Below are 16173 nucleotides of genomic sequence, written 5' to 3'. Positions count from 1 at the left end.
GGCCAGCAACCGACATCACACCCGGAGCCCTGCAATGACGGCGGCTGCGGAAGGGTCGCCCCCGTTGCGGATGACGCGGGCCAGACGAAATGCCCTTCTGCAATCCGAACCCGTCCAGGGCCTTGCCCTGATCAGCCCGACCTTTCTCTACGCCCTCATCCTTCTCGTCCTGCCGATCCTGGTGGTCATTGCCCACTCCTTCTGGACGCAGAACTACCTGACCATCGACCGCACCTTCACGCTGGAAAACTACCGCGTCGCGCTGACCGAGCCGATCTACCGCGATCTCTTGTGGCGCTCGCTCTACATCTCGCTGACGGTCAGTCTGTTCACGGTCATCCTGGCCTATCCGATCGCCTACTTCATTTCCTTCCATGGCGGCCGCCACAAGAGCCTGTGGCTGTTCCTCATCACCATCCCGTTCTGGACCAGCTACCTCTTGCGCGTCATGTCGTGGAAGGTCATCCTCGGCTACAACGGCGTCTTGAATTCCGGCCTGATGGGCCTCGGCATCATCGACGAGCCATCGACCGCGCTGCTCTACAATTCGACCGCCGTCATCATCACGCTCACCCATGCCTGGGCGGCCTTCGCCATCCTGCCGATCTTTGTCTCGCTGGAAAAGGTCGACCGCACGCTGGTCGAAGCAGCCACCGATCTCGGTGACGGCCCGCTGCGCTCGTTCCTGCGCGTGACACTGCCGCTGTCGGCGCCAGGCGTGATTTCTGCGGCGCTGATCGTCATGATCCCGACCGTCGGCGACTATGTCACGCCGAAGCTCGTCGGCGGCAAGGACGGCGTCATGATCGCCAATGCCATCCAGGCGCAGTTCGGCAAGGCTTCCAACTGGCCACTGGGTGCTGCCCTGTCCGTCACCACCATGCTGATCGTGACGCTGATGGCGGGCGCCACGGTGCTCATCATCCGCGCCCTGCAGAGGCTGGCGCGATGACGGCGGTGCGGCGCTTCCTGTCCGGCGGCTGGCTGCCGGCCTACGCGTTCCTCTACGTCGTGTTCCTCTATCTGCCTGTCATCTTCCTGCCGATCTTCTCGATCAACACGGCGGCGACGCCGAAGTTTCCGCTCTCCGGCTTCACCTTGCATTGGTACGAGGATCTGCCCCGCACCCCGGCTCTGCTCGACGCAGCCTGGAACAGCCTGATCGTCGGCGTATCGGCCGCGGTCCTCTCCACCGTGCTCGGCATCCTCGCCGCCCGCTCGATCACCCGCTACCGCTATCCCGGCCGCCGCACCATCAACGGCCTGATCATGGCGCCGCTGGTGCTGCCCGAAGTGATCGTCGCCATCTCGATGCTGCTGGTGATGCTGCAGCTTGGCTTGAGCCTGTCACTGTTCACCGTCGTGCTCGGCCATGTCCTGGTCTGCATCCCCTATTCGATGACGGTGCTGACCTCCGGCTTCGAAGGCTTCGACCGCAGCCTGGAAGAGGCTTCCGCCGATCTCGGCGAGAGCGCCTTCGGCACGTTCCGCCGCGTGACGCTGCCGATGGTGGCGCCGGCGATCATCTCCAGCCTGCTGGTCTGCTTCACCATCTCGCTGGACGAGTTCATCATCGCCTTCTTCCTCACCGGTACCGATGCGACGCTGCCGATTTACATCTGGGGCCAGCTGCGCTTCGCGGCGAAATTGCCCGGCGTGCTGGCGCTAGGCACGCTGCTGCTGATTGCCTCTTTCCTGCTGATGACCGTCGCCGAAGTCCTGCGTCGCCGCGCGGCCAGACGCACCCAGAACGAGGGAGGCCTCTATGCCTGAGCAGCCGCAAATCGAGCGTCCCCAGGAAGACCGGTCCAAGCCTGAACGAGCGATGATCGAGATCCGCAGCGTCACTCGCAGCTATGGCGCGTTCAAGGCGCTCGACGACGCCTCCTTGACCATCAGGGAGGGCGAATTCTTCTCGCTGCTCGGTCCGTCCGGCTGCGGCAAGACCACGCTGTTGCGCATGATTGCCGGCTTCGACAATCCGACCAGCGGCTCGATCTCGGTCGGTGGCCAGCCGATGGAAGGCATCCCGGCCAATCGCCGGCCGACCAACATGGTGTTCCAGAGCTATGCGATCTTCCCGCATCTCAACGTCGAGCAGAACGTTGCCTATGGGCTGAAGCGACTGAAGCTGCAGGGCGGCGAGGAAAAGCGGCGGGTCGAGGAAGCGCTGGCGCAGGTGTCGCTGATCGGCCTCGGCAAGCGCCTGGCGACAGAACTTTCCGGCGGTCAGCGGCAGCGCGTGGCGCTCGCCCGTGCTCTGGTGATGCGCCCCAAGGTGCTGCTGCTCGACGAGCCGCTGTCGGCGTTGGACAAGAAACTGCGCGAGCAGATGCAGGTGGAACTGCGCCGCCTGCAACAGGCGGTCGGCATCACCTTCGTGCTGGTCACCCACGACCAGTATGAAGCGCTCGCCATGTCCGACCGCATCGCAGTGATGTTTGGCGGAAAAATAGCGCAGGTCGCCTCACCGAAGGAAATCTACCAACGGCCGGTCAACCGCCAGGTTGCCGACTTCCTCGGCGGCATGAATTTCGTCAAGGCGCAGATTGTCGAGGAGAATGGCGCCTCGCTGGTCGTCGACACGCTGGGATTCGGCCGCGTCAGGACCGACAAGCCCAAGGCCTTCGTGCGCAATGGTGGCACAGCCACGCTCGGCATTCGGCCGGAGCGCCTGCGCGTGCTGTGGGACAATGCGACGGCGAAGTTCGAGGTCGCCGGCAAGGTGGTCGAACGCCACTATTTTGGCGAGATCACCCATCTGATCGTCGAGATACCGGGCCTGGAAAAGCCGCTGTCGGTGACCGAGACCAACGATTTCGGCGCCGACGACATCCCGGTCGGCACCTCGATCCGCCTTGCCTATGATCCGGAAGCGCTGGTGGCGATGGCGGACTGAATTTCGGAGATGATCTTTCGCGCGGCGATGCGTCCGGCAATGATCGCGCCTTCGACATAGCCCGGAAATGAAGGTGACAGTTCCGACGATGCGAAATGGATCGGCGGCGCCCCGGCCACAAGCACGCGCTCGGCATCAGTCGCTGCCATATCGAGGATCAGATCGGCATAGCCGCCGCCGCTCCATCGGTCGTCAGTCCAGATGCGGAAACTGAAATCGATTATGGCCCCGGCCTCATCGCCCAATGCCGCGACAAGCCGGGATGTAACTTCGGTACGCAACGTTGCTTCATCGAGATCGCCCCAGGACTTGGCAAGCGAACCGCCGATGAAGAACGCCAGCGCCGGATGACTAGTATCCTTGCTGACGTCGCAGGCAAAAAGGCTCGACGGTTCACGCCAGATGACGATGCCGCTTTGCCCCCTATCGCGCCAGAAAGCACTGGCATAGCGCAGCTGGATCTTGATGACCATGCCGCTGCGCCAGACGTCGAGCGCCTTCGACAGCGGTGCCGGCAAGGGCGGTGAAACCGCGATCTTCGATGCCATCACCGGCGGCACGGCAACCAGCACGGAAGTTGCGGCAATCAACCCAGAGTCGGTGACGACCCGAAGACCATCCGACCCCTGTTCGACGCGCGCCACAGCCGAGCCGAGCCGGATTCGGCGACCGAGGTCGGACGCGAGATCATCGGCCAGCGAATGCATCGTCTCGGCGAGCAGATACTGGAGCTCTGTCACCTCGTTGGTGATGCGGCGGTCATTGTCGATCAGGTGCCAGAGTGGCAACCTCTCCAGCGCCTGACACCAGAGCCCCTCGATCATTGCGCTAAAGGCCGCCTTGGCCGCTTCGGGATCATCCTGTCGCGCAAGCCATGCGGCGACACTCAATCCGGCGATCGCAGGGTCGTCCGGTGCAATCGCGTTCATCCGTTCGCGAATGGCCATGGACGCGCCGTAGGTCCGCGCTCCCTCGCTCGCGCTCATTGGCGGCTGCGCGACGAAATCGCCTTCCGCATACGCCCGGACCAGCGTCTTGCCGCGCAACCGCGCCAGCGCCATCACTTCAGGCATGTCGTCGCAGATGAACTGGCCGCCGCTGTCGATGCGCTCGCCAAGCCCGTTCTGTCTGGACTCGACCCGACCACCGACACGGTCTTGTGCTTCGAACAGGATGAAATCGATGCCGGCTGCCTTCAGCTCAAGCGCCGCCGACAGGCCGGTGAAGCCGGCGCCAACGATGACGACATCGGTTCTTTCCAGTTCGCTCGTCAATAGCCGGCCTTGATCTTCTCGAACTCGGCCACCATGCGCTGCTTGAGATCAGGTGCCACCGGCTGCTGGAACAGCGTCTTGTCGAGGAATTTGTCGAGATTGTCGAAGCCGCGGTCGGCCAGCACCTTGTGGTCGATAGCCGTCATGCCGGCGCCATTGCCATGGCCATAGCCGAAGGTCTTGACTAGGTAGTCCGACACCGCGGGTGCGTTGACGGCATTGAGGAAATCATAGGCTTCATCGAGCTTGCCCGGCGCATCCTTCATCAGCACATAGCCGCACACCCAGGTCGAAATGCCTTCCTTGGTGTCGCGGTTCATGGCGATCGGCATGCCTTGCCCCTTGAGCGTCACGAAGGTCTCGTTCCAGCCCCAGACGAGGTCGACCTCATTGCCGATAAAGGCTTGGTTGAGGTCGGTGTCGTCGGTCCAGTAGAAGCGGATGTTCTTGTGCACGTCGCGCAGGAAGGCAGACGCCTCCTGGAACTGCGCGTCGGTCATCTTGGTCCAGTCCTTGAGGCCTATGACCAGACTTGCCAGCGCATAGGCGTCGTCGACATTGTCGCCGATGGTGACGCGGCCCTTGAATTTCGGATCGGCAAAGATCCTGAGCGACTGTGCCTGATCAGCCGTCACCTTGTCGGAGCGGTAGAGCAGCGAGGTGTTGCCCCAGTCGAACGGCATGAACCAGGCCTTGCCGTCGGCGGTGGTGGCGAGATCGTTCATCGCCATGATGCCGGGATTGAGGTCTTTCCAGCCCGTGATCTTGGACGTGTCGAGCGGCTGCAGCATGCCGGCCTCGCGCCACTTGACCACGCTCTGCGAGCAGGGGTGGGCGATATCGGCCTTGAAGCCGGCCCGCATCTTCTCGAAGGCTTCATCCTCGTCACCGAAGAAGGAGAAGGTCGGCTCAGCGCCATATTTGGTGGCGTAGGCGGGATGCAGCAGCGGATCCTCGTAGCCGGACCAGTCGAACACCACGAGGTCGCCACCGCCTTCGGCCAACGCATAGACCTCGCCGGCGCCGATCAAACACGCGGCGGCGAGGGCAAGGCGGCGTAGCACTGACTTCATGGCGCGAAACTCCCCCATCGCGAAAAAGATCGCTGCGAGGTTAGGAGAATTCGGCGGCCTTGGCGAGCCCGTCCGCTCGCCATGTCGGCGGGCGGACGACATTCCAAACAGGTTCAATAACCGGCTTTGATCTTCTCGAATTCGGCGATCATCTTGAGCTTGAGGTCGGAAGGCACCGGTGACTGGAACAGAGTCTTGTCGACGAATTTCTGCACGTCGTCATAGCCCTTGTCCTTCAGGACCGCCTGGTCGACGCCGGCCATTCCCTGGGCGTTGGCCTGGCCGTAGCCCCAGTCCTTGACCAGCACCTTGGCGGTCTCCGGGTCGTTGACCGCGTTCAGAAAATCATAGGCCTTTTCGATGTTGCCAGGCGCGTCCTTGAACAGCACGTAGCCGCAGACCCAGGTCGAGATGCCTTCGTCGGTGTCTTTCTTGGCCTTGATCGGCACGCCGGCCGCCACCGACTGCACGGTTGCATCGTTCCACGCCCAGGCGAGATCGACCTCGCCTCCGCTCAGCAACTGCACCACGTCGGTCGTGTCGGTCCAGTAGGAGCGCACGTTCTTGTGCACCTGGCGCAGGAAATCCGACGCCTGCTTGAACTGGTCGTCGGTCATCTTGGTCCAGTCCTTGAGGCCGATGGCCAGACTGGCAAGCGCGTAGGCGTCGTCGACATTGTCGCCGATCGACACCCGGCCCTTGAACTTGGGATCGGCGAACGCCTTCAGCGACTGCACATCCTTGGCGTCGATCTTGGAGGAGTTGTAGGTCAGCTGCGTGTTGCCCCAGTCCCAGGGCATGAACCAGGCCTTGCCGTCCGATGTCGTGGCAAGATCCTTCATCGCCATGATGCCGGGATTGAGGTCTTTCCAGCCCGTGATCTTGGAGGTGTCGAGCGGCTGCAGCAGGCCGGCCTCGCGCCATTTCGTCACGCTTTGCGAGCAGGGATGACCGAGATCGGCCTTGAAGCCCGAGCGGACCTTCTCGAACGCCTCATCCTCGTCGCCGAAGAAGGCGAAGGTCGGCGAGTCGCCGTTCTTCTCGACATATTTCGGATGGAAGCTCGGATCTTCGTAGCCGGACCAGTCGAACACGATCAGGTCCTTGTCGGCGGCGATCGCCAGTGCGGCGGCGGACGCCGCCAGCGTCCCAGCCAGTGCCAGGGTCAATGTCAGGCGTCGAGTGAATGTCTTCATTGCTGTTCCATCCTCTGTCTTGTTCTGATTTTCTTATGGTTTCGTCGCGCCGCTGCCCTTCCACGGATAGTGTTTGGGGAATGCCGCCGACAGGAATTCGTTTGCCGCCTGCAAGGCGGTCTCGCGGGTGGTGTCCTCGGTCCCCATCATCAACCGCAGCCACAGCCCCTCCAGCATGGCGCTGAGCGCCAGCGCCATGACCTGCGGCTCGTAGGCGTAGTCGCCGCTCTGCTTGAGCGTCGCGCACAGGTCGATGAAGATGGTCTGATAGACGGCGTCGCGGGCGCTGCTCAGCGCCTGATAAGTCGGCCGCGACTTGGCCTCGCCCCAGAAGGCGCACCAGGCAGCCAGCTTGCGCTTGTTGCAGATCGAACGGTCGAAATCGGCGGAGACCAGGGCGCGTAGCTGATCGGCGGGATCATCGCCTGCCTTCTGCAGGGCATTGCGCCAATGCGCCGAGTACTCGTCATACATGTACTGCAAGGTTGCGATCAGCAGCTTTTCCTTGCTTTCGAAATGGAAATTGACGATGCCGCGCGACAGGCCGGCGCCGTCGGCGACATCGGCCATTGTCGTCTCCGAATAGCCGCGCTTGGCCAGCGAATCGATCGTCGCCTCGATGAGCTGAAGTTGCCTGACCTCCTTCGAGGCCTTGCGTCCGCGCTTTTCGGATTCGGTTTTTCGCGCCGATTCAAGAAGCGCTTCCCTGGCGTCTGCCGTCTTCATGCGTGCAATGATCTCCAGCATCGCCGGCTATCCATTTGCATCCGGCTTCCACCCGCGAAGATGAGTGGGACGGTGTTCGCCACTGTCAAGCACCTTCTGCATGGCTTCCCAGGTTCGGATGTTCTTGTCGACATAGGCGGCGCCGACCACAGCCGCGACCGCCGGATAGAGCGACCCCTTCAGCCTTTCCAGCTCGCCGCGCGCGACGTCGCGGTACCAGGGACTACGATCCCTGACCGTGATATCGGCAAAGCCGGCTCGGCGCATCGCCTGCGCATAGCGTGCCGGCGATGCCATGGCGAAGGACAGCCCTTCCGCCGCGACATAGGCCTTCATCTCGGGCGACGGTTCGCCGTCATGCGAGATCATCCAGTTGGAGGCGGCAAAGACGCCGCCCGGCCTGAGCACGCGGAAGATCTCGGCGAACAAGGCATCCTTGTCAGGCACATGCAGCAGCGCATCCTTGGAGAAGACGACATCGAAGGAGCGATCGGCGAACGGCAGTGGTCCCGGCGGGGCCTGAACGAAGCTGGCGCGATCCGTGAACCCGCGCGCGGCGGCGCGCCCGACCGCCGTCTCGATCACCGGCTGTTCGACATCGAAGCCAGTGGCGTGGGCGGCACCATGGCGCTCGACGAGATGCAGCGTGATGCCGCCGGAGCCGCAACCGATGTCGAGAATAGTCTTGCCCTTGAGTGAAAGCCCTTCGACCACCCGGTCGACCTCGTCCGGCCCGCCGGGCGACAGGTAGCCGTCGCCCCACAACGCCTCGAGGAAGCGGATGGCGGTGTTGTCATACTCCGGCTCGGCAGCTGCCGTTTCGATCATCGGATCTCGGCCCCTTCAGCCGATTTACGCACTTTCGACTGCCGGCAAAGCGTAGCGCATACAGGGCAAAACGCAACACCATTTGTTGAACATTCATTCAATATGGCTGGACAGAACGGCGACTGCCGTGCCAAATTCCGCGCATTCGGGGACAGATCACGCAAAAATGAAGAGCGGGTCGGAATGAAGACTGGGCCAAAATGAAAGCTTGGGATGCGATCATCATCGGCGGCGGACACAACGGTCTGGTCAACGCTTGCTATCTGCAGCGCGCCGGCCTCGACGTGCTGGTGGTCGAGAAGAACGACTGGGTCGGCGGTGCTGCCACCAGCCGGGAATTGACGCCGGGCTTCCTCTATTCCAACTGCTCCTATGTCTGCTCGCTGTTTCGCCCCGAGATCATGCGCGACCTCGAACTGCCGCGCTTCGGCCTGCAGGTCATCTCCTACGAGGGCGGCGCGGTGTTCACGCGCGACGGCGACTATCTCGCCAACTACCGCGACCACGACGCCCACCGGCGTGAGTTCGCCCGCTTCTCGATGCGCGATGCCGAAGCCTATGACCGCTATGCCCGTGATGTGACGCGGCAGTGCCGCTTCATCCAGCCGCTGTTGATGCGCACCGCGCCCGACCCGACCAGCCTACGGCCGCGTGACCTCGGCGAGCTTCTATATCTCGGCAAGAAATTCGCCGGCCTGTCGGCGCAGGAAATGGCGCTGACGCTGCGTTTCTGGACCATGTCGATCTCGGAATTTCTCGACGAATATTTCGAGACCGATGTCATCAAGGCGAACTTCGCGCTTTCGGGCATCATCGGCACCGCGCTCGGGCCAATGTCGCCTGGCACGGCCTACGTGCTGCTGCACCACTATATGGGCGAGGTCGATGGCTCGGTCGGCGCCTGGGGCTATGCGCGCGGCGGCATGGGCGCCGTCACCAAGGCGCTGGCCTCGTCGTTCAAGGCGTCGGGCGGAACCATCCGCACCGGCGCCGAGGTCGATCATGTGCTCGTCCAACGCGGGAAGGCCAAGGGCGTGGTGCTGGCCGGCGGTGAGGAGATCCACGGCAAGCTCGTAGTCTCGAACGCCGATGTGAAGCGCACCTTCCTGAAGCTGGTCGAAGAGAAGGAACTGCCCGACATCTTCCTGCGTCGGATCAGGAACTTCAAGATCCGCGGCTCCTCCGGCAAGGTCAACATCGCGCTCGATTCGCTGCCGGAATTCCCGGCCCTGCCGAAGGATTCGCCGGTCTATCGCGGCGACATGCATTTCACCGATTCGATGGAGCGCATGGAGCGCGCCTATGACGACTGGAAGGCTGGCCGCTGGTCGGCGGATCCCTTCCTCGACATGGTCATGCCAACGACGCTCGACCCGACCATGGCGCCACCCGGCAAGCACTTCATGAGCTGCTTCGTGCAATACGCACCACCGAAGATTGGCGGTCGAGAATGGACCGACGCAGACCGCGACGGCTTCGCCGAAAGCGTGATCTCGCAGATCGCGGAGTATTCGCCGGGCTTCCGCGACCGCATCGTTCACATGGAGGTGCGCACGCCACGCGAGATCGAGGCCGAGGTCGGCCTCACCGAAGGCAACATCTTCCAGGGCGAACTGACCTTCGACCAGCTTTTGTTCAACCGTCCGGTGCCGGGTTACGCGCAGTACCGCTCGCCGGTTGGTGGCCTCTATATGTGCGGCTCCTCGACCCATCCCGGCGGCGGCGTCATGGGTGCGCCCGGCCGCAATGCTGCGGCCGAAATCCTGCGCGACCTCGCCAAATCGACCTCGCATATGAGCCCTGCCCATGACGTCATTTGATGCGATCATCGTTGGCGGCGGCCACAATGGCCTCGTCGCCGCGGCCACACTGGCGAAAGCCGGCCGCAAGGTGCTGGTGCTGGAGGCCGGAGCCGAAGTCGGCGGCGCCGCGCGCACCGAAGAACTCGCGCCCGGCTTTCGTGTCTCGTCAATCGCCCATCTGTTGAATCGGCTGCATCCCGATGTGGTGAAGACGCTGGAACTGGACAAACACGGGCTAAAAGTCGCCCGCGCCGATTTCATGCCATCGGTTGCGCTGTCGAAGGATGGCCCGCCGCTGATCCTGCATGGCGCCTATGGCGAGGTGCTGACCGGCTCCAGTTCGTCCGAGCAGTCCGCCTGGAAGGAATTGCGCGCGCAACTGCTGCGCTATGCCGGCATATTGAAGCCGTTCCTCTCCCGCCGTCCACCCGATCTGGCCGGTATATCGCTGCTCGAAACCGCTTCACTCGGCCAGACCGCGCTGGCGCTGAAGAGGCTCGGCAAGGAAGACATGCGCGACTTCCTGCGCGTGCTGCTGATGAACGTTGCCGATCTGCTCGACGAGCAGCTGGATGACGACCGGCTTAAGGGGTTGCTCGCCTTCGATGCGACGCTTGGCAGCCATCTCGGCCCGCGCTCGCCGACCTCATTGCTCGGCCTCTACTACCGGCTGGCCGGCGAGACCGGCGGGGCGACTGGCGCGCAGATCCTGCCGCAAGGCGGCATGGGCGCGGTTGTCGCCGCCATCCGTTCCTCGGCGGAAAAGGCGGGCGTCGCCATCCGCACATCGGCGCCGGTGGCGAAGATCATCGTCGAGAACAGCCGTGCCGTCGGCGTCGCGCTCGACAATGGCGAGGTGCTGCGCGCCAGGACGATCGTCTCCGCCATCAATCCGGCGACCACCTTCCTCGACCTTGTCGGGCCGCGCGAGATCGACACCGGCTTCGTGCGCAAGGTGAAGAATATCCGCATGAGGGGCGATGCGGCCAAGCTCAATCTGGCGCTCGACCGGCCACCGCAATTCACTGGCGTCGATGCCGCCGGCCACAGGGGGCGGCTGGTCATCGCCCCCTCGCCCGATCACGTCGAACGCGCCTTCAACCCATCCAAATATGGCGAGTTCTCACGCGAGCCGGTGATGGAGATCACGCTGCCCAGCCTTGCCGACCCGTCGCTCGCGCCCGGCGGCGCCTGCGTGCTGTCGGCGGTCGTGCAATACGCGCCGTACGCGCTCAAAGAGGGCTGGGCTGCCGGCCGGCCGAAATTCCTCAAGGCGATCATGGCGCAGCTCGAGGCCTATGCGCCTGGCATCGGCAAGAGCGTGCTGCACACAGAGTTGCTCACGCCAGCCGACATGGAAATGCGCTACCGCATGCCGGGCGGCCATTGGCACCACGGTGAATTGCAGGCCGACCAGATGCTCATCTCGCGGCCCGTCTCGGGTTGGTCAAGCTACGATACACCCGTCGATGGGCTGTTCCTGGCCGGCGCGGGTTCGCATCCCGGAGGCGGCGTCTCCGGCGCTCCCGGCCTCAACGCCGCGCGGCGCATCATCGCGATGAAGGGGTAAACCATGGCCCAGGCGACCAAGAACAAGCCCATCTCCGCCCGCATCGCCGCCCAAAGCCATTTCCGCACGCTGCGGCTCGGCACGCCGTTCCAGCCGCGCATCGACGCACTGGCCAAAACCCAGGACTGGTACAATTGGGCCGGCTACCGCGCGCCGCATTCGCTATGGGACGAAGAGCTCGAATATTTCGCCATCCGCAGTCAGGCGGCGCTGTTCGACATTTCGCCGATGACCAAATACCGGATCGAGGGGCCGGACGCCGAAGCCTTCCTCAACCGCGTTACCTTGCGCGATGTCACCAAGCTAAAACCCGGCCGCGTCCACTACACGGCGTGGTGCGACGACGAGGGCTTTGTCCTCGACGATGGCACGCTGTTCCGGCTGTCGCCGACGCGCTTCCGGCTGTGTTCGCAAGAGCGGCATCTCCCCTGGCTGCTCGACAGTGCCATCGGCTTCGACGCAACAGTCGAGGAGGAGACCGAGGCCGTTGCGGGCCTCGCCTTGCAGGGACCGACCTCCTTCGCCGTGCTGCGCGATGCCGGCTTCGCCGGCGTCGATAAGCTGAAAATATTCGACCTCGCCGACTTCCCGCATGACGGCGGCGTCGTCAGCATTTCGCGCACCGGCTTCACCGGCGATCTCGGCTACGAACTGTTCGTGCCGGCCGACAAGGCGCTGAGCCTGTGGGACCGGCTGATGACGGCCGGCGAACTGCGCGGCATCCGCGCCATCGGCTACACCGCGCTCAACCGCGCCCGGCTCGAGGCCGGGCTGATCGTCGCCAATGCCGATTTCACCACCGCCGAGCACGCCATCCGCGCCGATCGCTTGCGCATGCCAGACGAGATCGGCCTCGGCTTCATGATCGATCTCGAGAAAGCTCATTTCAACGGCCGCCGCGCCGTCCTCGAAGCAAGGGCGAAACGCAAGCTGCGCCATGTGCTGGTCGGGCTGGAGATCGAGGGCAACATCCCCGCCGAACACGCTATCGTCTATCACAAGAAAAGCCAGGAGGTCGGCCTGGTCAGCGCCGCCATGTGGTCGCCGATGGCCAAGCGCAACATCGCCATCGCCTCGCTGGCGCGGCCGTACGGTGATACCATGGTCGAGGATCTCTGGGTCGAGATCTATGCCATGCGCGAGCTGCAGTATCAGAAGCTGATGAAGCGGGCCAAGGTCGTGCAGCGCCCCTTCATCAAGCTTGACCGCCGCACCGCCAATCCGCCGGCGGATTTCTGACCATGACCGACGAGGCGGAACTCGAAGCAGCCGAACAGTGGGAGCTGGTCAACACGCCGCTCGGCGAGAAATGGTCCGGGCGCACACGCTATGCCGCCGCCATGTTCTTCTACAAGCGTGGCGAGATGACCGCCGAGGCGCTCGAGGTCTACCGCATCTGCGCGCGGCTCGATTCGGAAAATCCGCTGTCGATCATCCGCGATCGCGGCGTCGGCAAGGACTGGCTGAAGCGCATTGGCGCTTAGTTTTTTCGCCGAAGGTCTGTTGAGAATCAGGTCAGGCCGAGTCGAGAATTGTGGCTTCCGAGAACCGGAGCGGAGCGTACTTAAAGTACGTGAGCACCGGAAGCGCAGGAAGCAGCCATTCGCAGGCCGGCCTCACCTGAATATCGACAGACCTTAGCCGATCGTCCTTTCCAGCATGCTCAGCCAGTTGCGATAGGCGATCTTCTCGATCAGCGCACGGCCGAAACCGCGCGCCGCCAGCGCATCGATCAGCTTCGGCAGGCCGGCGACGTCACCGATGACGGCCGGGATCATGGCGCCGTCGAAATCCGAGCCGAGGCCGACGCCGTCTTCGCCCAGCGCCTGCAGCAGCGAATCGACATGGCGCACCATGATGTCGAGGCTGGTGTCGGCATTCATGCGGCCATCCTCGCGCAGAAAACCGGTGGCGAAGTTCAGCCCGACCATGCCGCCCGACTCGCGGATCGCGCCCAGCTGCCAGTCGGTGAGATTGCGCGAATGGCCGCAGATCGCATGCACGTTGGAATGGGTCGCGACCAGCGGCGCATCGCTGAGCGCAGCGACATCGCGAAAGCCCTTCTCGTTGAGATGCGACAGGTCGATCATGATCTTCAGCTGGTTGCAGGCCTTGACCAGCGCCTTGCCGGCATCGGTCAGCCCGGGGCCGGTGTCCGGCGAAGACGGAAAGCGGAACGGCACGCCATGGCCGAAGGCGTTCGGCCGGCTCCAGACGATGCCGAGCGAACGCAGGCCGGCGGCATGCAGCACGTCGAGCATGGTGAGTTCGGGATCGATGGCCTCGACCCCTTCGATGTGGAACACCGCCGCGATCGAGCCTTGCGCCATGGCGTTGCGCACATCGCCGGCACTGCGGCAGACGGTGAGCGCTCCGGCTCGTTCCAGCTTGAACAGGATCGAGGCCATCGCGATCGTCGAGGTCAATGCATCGGCGCGCGGAACCTCGGGCGGCAGTGGCTCGGCATCGCTCGGCGCCAGCGGCACGGCGCTGCGCCTGGATTTCTCGACAGGCGGCGGAAAGATGGCGAACATGCCGCCGGCAAAGCCGCCGGCCTTCGCGCGCGGCAGGTCGATATGGCCGCCCGATTTCCCTTCGAGGAACAGCTTTTCGACGTCTGTGTCTTTGGACTGGTAGAGTCTGAGCAACGTATCGTTGTGGCCGTCGAAGACGGGAACGAGGTCGGTTTCGGTCATTGGGGGATCATTCGGTTCGTTTGTCGGCGCGGTGGCTGCGATATATCATATCCACTTAGGCAAGATGCGCTACCCGTGCAAATGCCAAAGCCATCCCAGTGGGATGACAGCCTGATGTCGCGCCGTTCCGATCGAAGAAATGCCGGCCGATCCTACTGCTTCAGCACATCGGCCCATTCCTTGTGACGGTGGAACTGGGCATTGGCGAACGGGCAAAGCGGGATGATCTTCTTGCCCGCCGCGCGCGCGTCCTCGACGGCGCGGGTGACGAGCCGAAGCCCGGCACCCTGGCCGCGAAATGCATCCGGCACCTCGGTGTGGTCGATGATGATCTGGTGCTCGCCGATCTTGGTGAAGGTCATCTCGGCCTCGGCACCACCGGGTCCGCGCAGGACATAACGACCCTTGGAGCCGCGATCTTCCAGTTCGATCTCAGGCAGTTGGTCAGGCATCGCTATACTCCCTGGGTGGCACCGGCAAAGAAAAGCCGCGCCGCCTCTATTTCGTTCGGCCGCACCTCGTGCCCGCCATCATGCCACTCCACTGTGACATCGGCGCCGTCGGCGCGCAAATAGGCTTCGAGCCGCGTAGTCAGGTTCGGCGGGCAGATCGGATCGCGCTTGCCGGCGGTCACGAGAATATGTCGGCCGGCGAGGCTGCCTTTCACTTCCGGTTCGAACGGGATCAGCGGGTGCATCAGTACCGTGGCATCGAACACTGCCGGCGCGGCGAACACCACCGAGGCCAGGATGTTGGCGCCGTTGGAATAGCCAAGACCAAACACGGCCGAAGGCTGTGCCGCTTCGACATGGGCTTTGACGAAGCCGGCCATCTTGTCCGTCGCCCGCGCCAGATCGTCCATGTCGTAGACGCCCTCGCCGGTACGACGGAAGAAGCGCGCCGCACCTTGTTCCGACACGTCGCCGCGCGGCGAGACGATGGTTGCCTGGGGCGCGAGATCGCGCCCCAGCGAAAGAAGCTGGTTCTCATCGGCCCCCGTGCCATGGAAGACGAAGAGCAGCGGACCGCCCGGCGAACCGGGCAGCAGCTTGTGGATGTAGGCGTCCTTGCTCATGACCTCAGCCTTCCAGCTTCTGCAGATGCTGTTCGAGATAGGGCCTGAGGTGCTGGTGCTGCGTCGGCAGCTTCAGCGCCTCACCGAGATGAGCGGTATCCTCATCGCGGTCGAAGCCCGGCTCGTTGGTGGCGACCTCGAACAGCACGCCGCCCGGCGTGCGGAAATAGATCGCCCAGAAGTAGTCGCGATCGATCACCGGAGTCACCCCATAGCCGGTGTCCATCAACGCCTTGCGCACTTCGAGCTGCTTGGCGCGGTTCTCGACGGCGAAGGCGACATGGTGGACGGAGCCGGCGCCGAGATCGGCGAAGGCGGCAGCCGGCAGCGATTCGATGTCGACGACATCGGCGCCGTTGCCGTTCTTCATCGCCAATCGCCTGACGTTGCCGGACTTTTCGATTTCCTCGTAGCCCATGAACTTCAGCAGCTCTGCGGTGGCGCCGCCATCCTTCAGCCGCAGTGACACGGAATGAAAGCCGCGGATCGCCTCATCAGGGGGAACGCCGCCCTTGGCCCAAGGCACTCTGCTGTCGGCCTTGTCCTCAACCAGCGCGAAACCGTCGCCATCGGGGCCGGCAAAGGCCAGGCGCTTCTCGCCGAAGGTCTCTTCGCGCGACAGGCCGGTGACGCCCTCATCGGCGAAACGCTTTTCCCAATAGGCGAGCGTGCCTTCCGGCACCGAATAGACCGTGGTGCCGACTTCGCCGACGCCATGACGACCCTTGCCGATGTCGGGAAACGGAAAATAGGTCATCACGGAACCGGCCGTACCCGCCTCATCGCCATAGTAGAGATGATAGACGTCAGGTGCGTCGAAATTGACTGTCTTCTTGACCCGGCGCTGACCGAGTTTCCTGGTGAAGAAATCATTGTTCTGCCGGGCATCCCTGGCCATCGAGGTGACGTGATGCAGGCCCTTGATCTGGTCGAGCATTGTCTTGCTCCTTCCCTTGGTGCTGGTGCGGCCCTTGCCGCTGTCCACGCCAATATGAGGATGCGACCGCTTGCGGCAAAGGCGGCAAACACAGAAT

General features: G+C 63.5%; 16 protein-coding genes. 7 read left to right on the top strand and 9 right to left on the bottom strand.

From position 1 onward, the window contains the following. Positions 1-34 precede the first annotated feature (34 nt). The 3 genes from ACFSOZ_RS33540 to ACFSOZ_RS33530 are packed head-to-tail and all read left to right on the top strand — an operon-like array spanning position 35 to position 2899. Entirely contained in the window at positions 35-952 is a 918-nt protein-coding gene (locus ACFSOZ_RS33540; protein ID WP_379105289.1) for an ABC transporter permease, read from the top strand. Then, the gene (locus tag ACFSOZ_RS33535; protein WP_379105287.1) at positions 949-1773 is read left to right on the top strand and encodes an ABC transporter permease; all 825 of its coding nucleotides are present in this window, start codon (positions 949-951) and stop codon (positions 1771-1773) included. The genes ACFSOZ_RS33540 and ACFSOZ_RS33535 overlap by 4 nt, the downstream gene beginning before the upstream one ends. A gap of 52 nt (positions 1774-1825) precedes the next feature. Beyond that, entirely contained in the window at positions 1826-2899 is a 1074-nt protein-coding gene (locus ACFSOZ_RS33530) for an ABC transporter ATP-binding protein (protein WP_379105481.1), read from the top strand. On the opposite strand, the gene ACFSOZ_RS33525 is transcribed toward ACFSOZ_RS33530, so the two are convergent. From ACFSOZ_RS33525 to ACFSOZ_RS33505, 5 genes are all read right to left on the bottom strand, one after another. Beyond that, positions 2863-4173 (bottom strand): flavin monoamine oxidase family protein, encoded by a 1311-nt coding sequence (locus tag ACFSOZ_RS33525; protein WP_379105285.1) that lies wholly within the window; start codon positions 4171-4173, stop codon positions 2863-2865. The genes ACFSOZ_RS33530 and ACFSOZ_RS33525 overlap by 37 nt on opposite strands. Beyond that, on the bottom strand, positions 4170-5246 hold the full coding sequence (locus ACFSOZ_RS33520) for an extracellular solute-binding protein (RefSeq protein ID WP_379105283.1): 1077 nt from the start codon (positions 5244-5246) through the stop codon (positions 4170-4172). Before ACFSOZ_RS33520 ends, ACFSOZ_RS33525 begins: the two co-directional genes overlap by 4 nt. A 113-nt stretch (positions 5247-5359) precedes the next feature. Beyond that, complete coding sequence (locus tag ACFSOZ_RS33515; RefSeq protein ID WP_379105281.1) at positions 5360-6442, bottom strand: ABC transporter substrate-binding protein; 1083 nt, start codon at positions 6440-6442, stop codon at positions 5360-5362. Between the two features lie 33 nt (positions 6443-6475). After that, a complete protein-coding gene (gene betI, locus ACFSOZ_RS33510) occupies positions 6476-7189 on the bottom strand; it encodes a transcriptional regulator BetI (RefSeq protein WP_379105279.1) in 714 nt (237 codons plus the stop codon). A gap of 6 nt (positions 7190-7195) precedes the next feature. Continuing rightward, complete coding sequence (locus ACFSOZ_RS33505; RefSeq protein ID WP_379105277.1) at positions 7196-7996, bottom strand: class I SAM-dependent methyltransferase; 801 nt, start codon at positions 7994-7996, stop codon at positions 7196-7198. A 200-nt stretch (positions 7997-8196) separates the two neighbouring features. On the opposite strand from ACFSOZ_RS33505, the gene ACFSOZ_RS33500 reads away from it, so the two are divergent. From ACFSOZ_RS33500 to ACFSOZ_RS33485, 4 genes are read left to right on the top strand one after another with little or no spacing between them, the layout of a single operon-like run. Next, the gene (locus tag ACFSOZ_RS33500; protein WP_379105275.1) at positions 8197-9816 is read left to right on the top strand and encodes a phytoene desaturase family protein; all 1620 of its coding nucleotides are present in this window, start codon (positions 8197-8199) and stop codon (positions 9814-9816) included. Then, complete coding sequence (locus ACFSOZ_RS33495; RefSeq protein WP_379105274.1) at positions 9803-11368, top strand: phytoene desaturase family protein; 1566 nt, start codon at positions 9803-9805, stop codon at positions 11366-11368. The genes ACFSOZ_RS33500 and ACFSOZ_RS33495 overlap by 14 nt, the downstream gene beginning before the upstream one ends. Before the next feature lie 3 nt (positions 11369-11371). Continuing rightward, positions 11372-12607: an aminomethyl transferase family protein gene (locus ACFSOZ_RS33490; RefSeq protein ID WP_379105272.1), complete on the top strand. Its 1236-nt coding sequence runs from the start codon at positions 11372-11374 to the stop codon at positions 12605-12607. 2 nt (positions 12608-12609) lie between these two features. Further along, a complete protein-coding gene (locus ACFSOZ_RS33485; RefSeq protein ID WP_379105270.1) occupies positions 12610-12852 on the top strand; it encodes a hypothetical protein in 243 nt (80 codons plus the stop codon). Positions 12853-13005: 153 nt separating this feature from the next. On the opposite strand, the gene ACFSOZ_RS33480 is transcribed toward ACFSOZ_RS33485, so the two are convergent. The 4 genes from ACFSOZ_RS33480 to ACFSOZ_RS33465 form a co-directional block, all read right to left on the bottom strand. Further along, the gene (locus ACFSOZ_RS33480; protein WP_379105268.1) at positions 13006-14064 is read right to left on the bottom strand and encodes a dipeptidase; all 1059 of its coding nucleotides are present in this window, start codon (positions 14062-14064) and stop codon (positions 13006-13008) included. A gap of 152 nt (positions 14065-14216) precedes the next feature. Further along, positions 14217-14516: a GNAT family N-acetyltransferase gene (locus ACFSOZ_RS33475; RefSeq protein ID WP_379105266.1), complete on the bottom strand. Its 300-nt coding sequence runs from the start codon at positions 14514-14516 to the stop codon at positions 14217-14219. A gap of 2 nt (positions 14517-14518) precedes the next feature. Beyond that, complete coding sequence (locus ACFSOZ_RS33470) at positions 14519-15139, bottom strand: alpha/beta hydrolase (RefSeq protein WP_379105264.1); 621 nt, start codon at positions 15137-15139, stop codon at positions 14519-14521. A gap of 4 nt (positions 15140-15143) precedes the next feature. Beyond that, a complete protein-coding gene (locus ACFSOZ_RS33465) occupies positions 15144-16076 on the bottom strand; it encodes a VOC family protein (RefSeq protein ID WP_379105262.1) in 933 nt (310 codons plus the stop codon). Between the last annotated feature and the right edge of the window lie 97 nt (positions 16077-16173).

The organism is Mesorhizobium newzealandense, from assembly GCF_042682145.1.
Taxonomy (GTDB): Bacteria; Pseudomonadota; Alphaproteobacteria; order Rhizobiales; family Rhizobiaceae; genus Mesorhizobium; species Mesorhizobium newzealandense.
The sequence above is the reverse complement of the archived record's forward strand: the minus strand, read 5'-3'. Positions and strand labels throughout refer to the sequence as shown.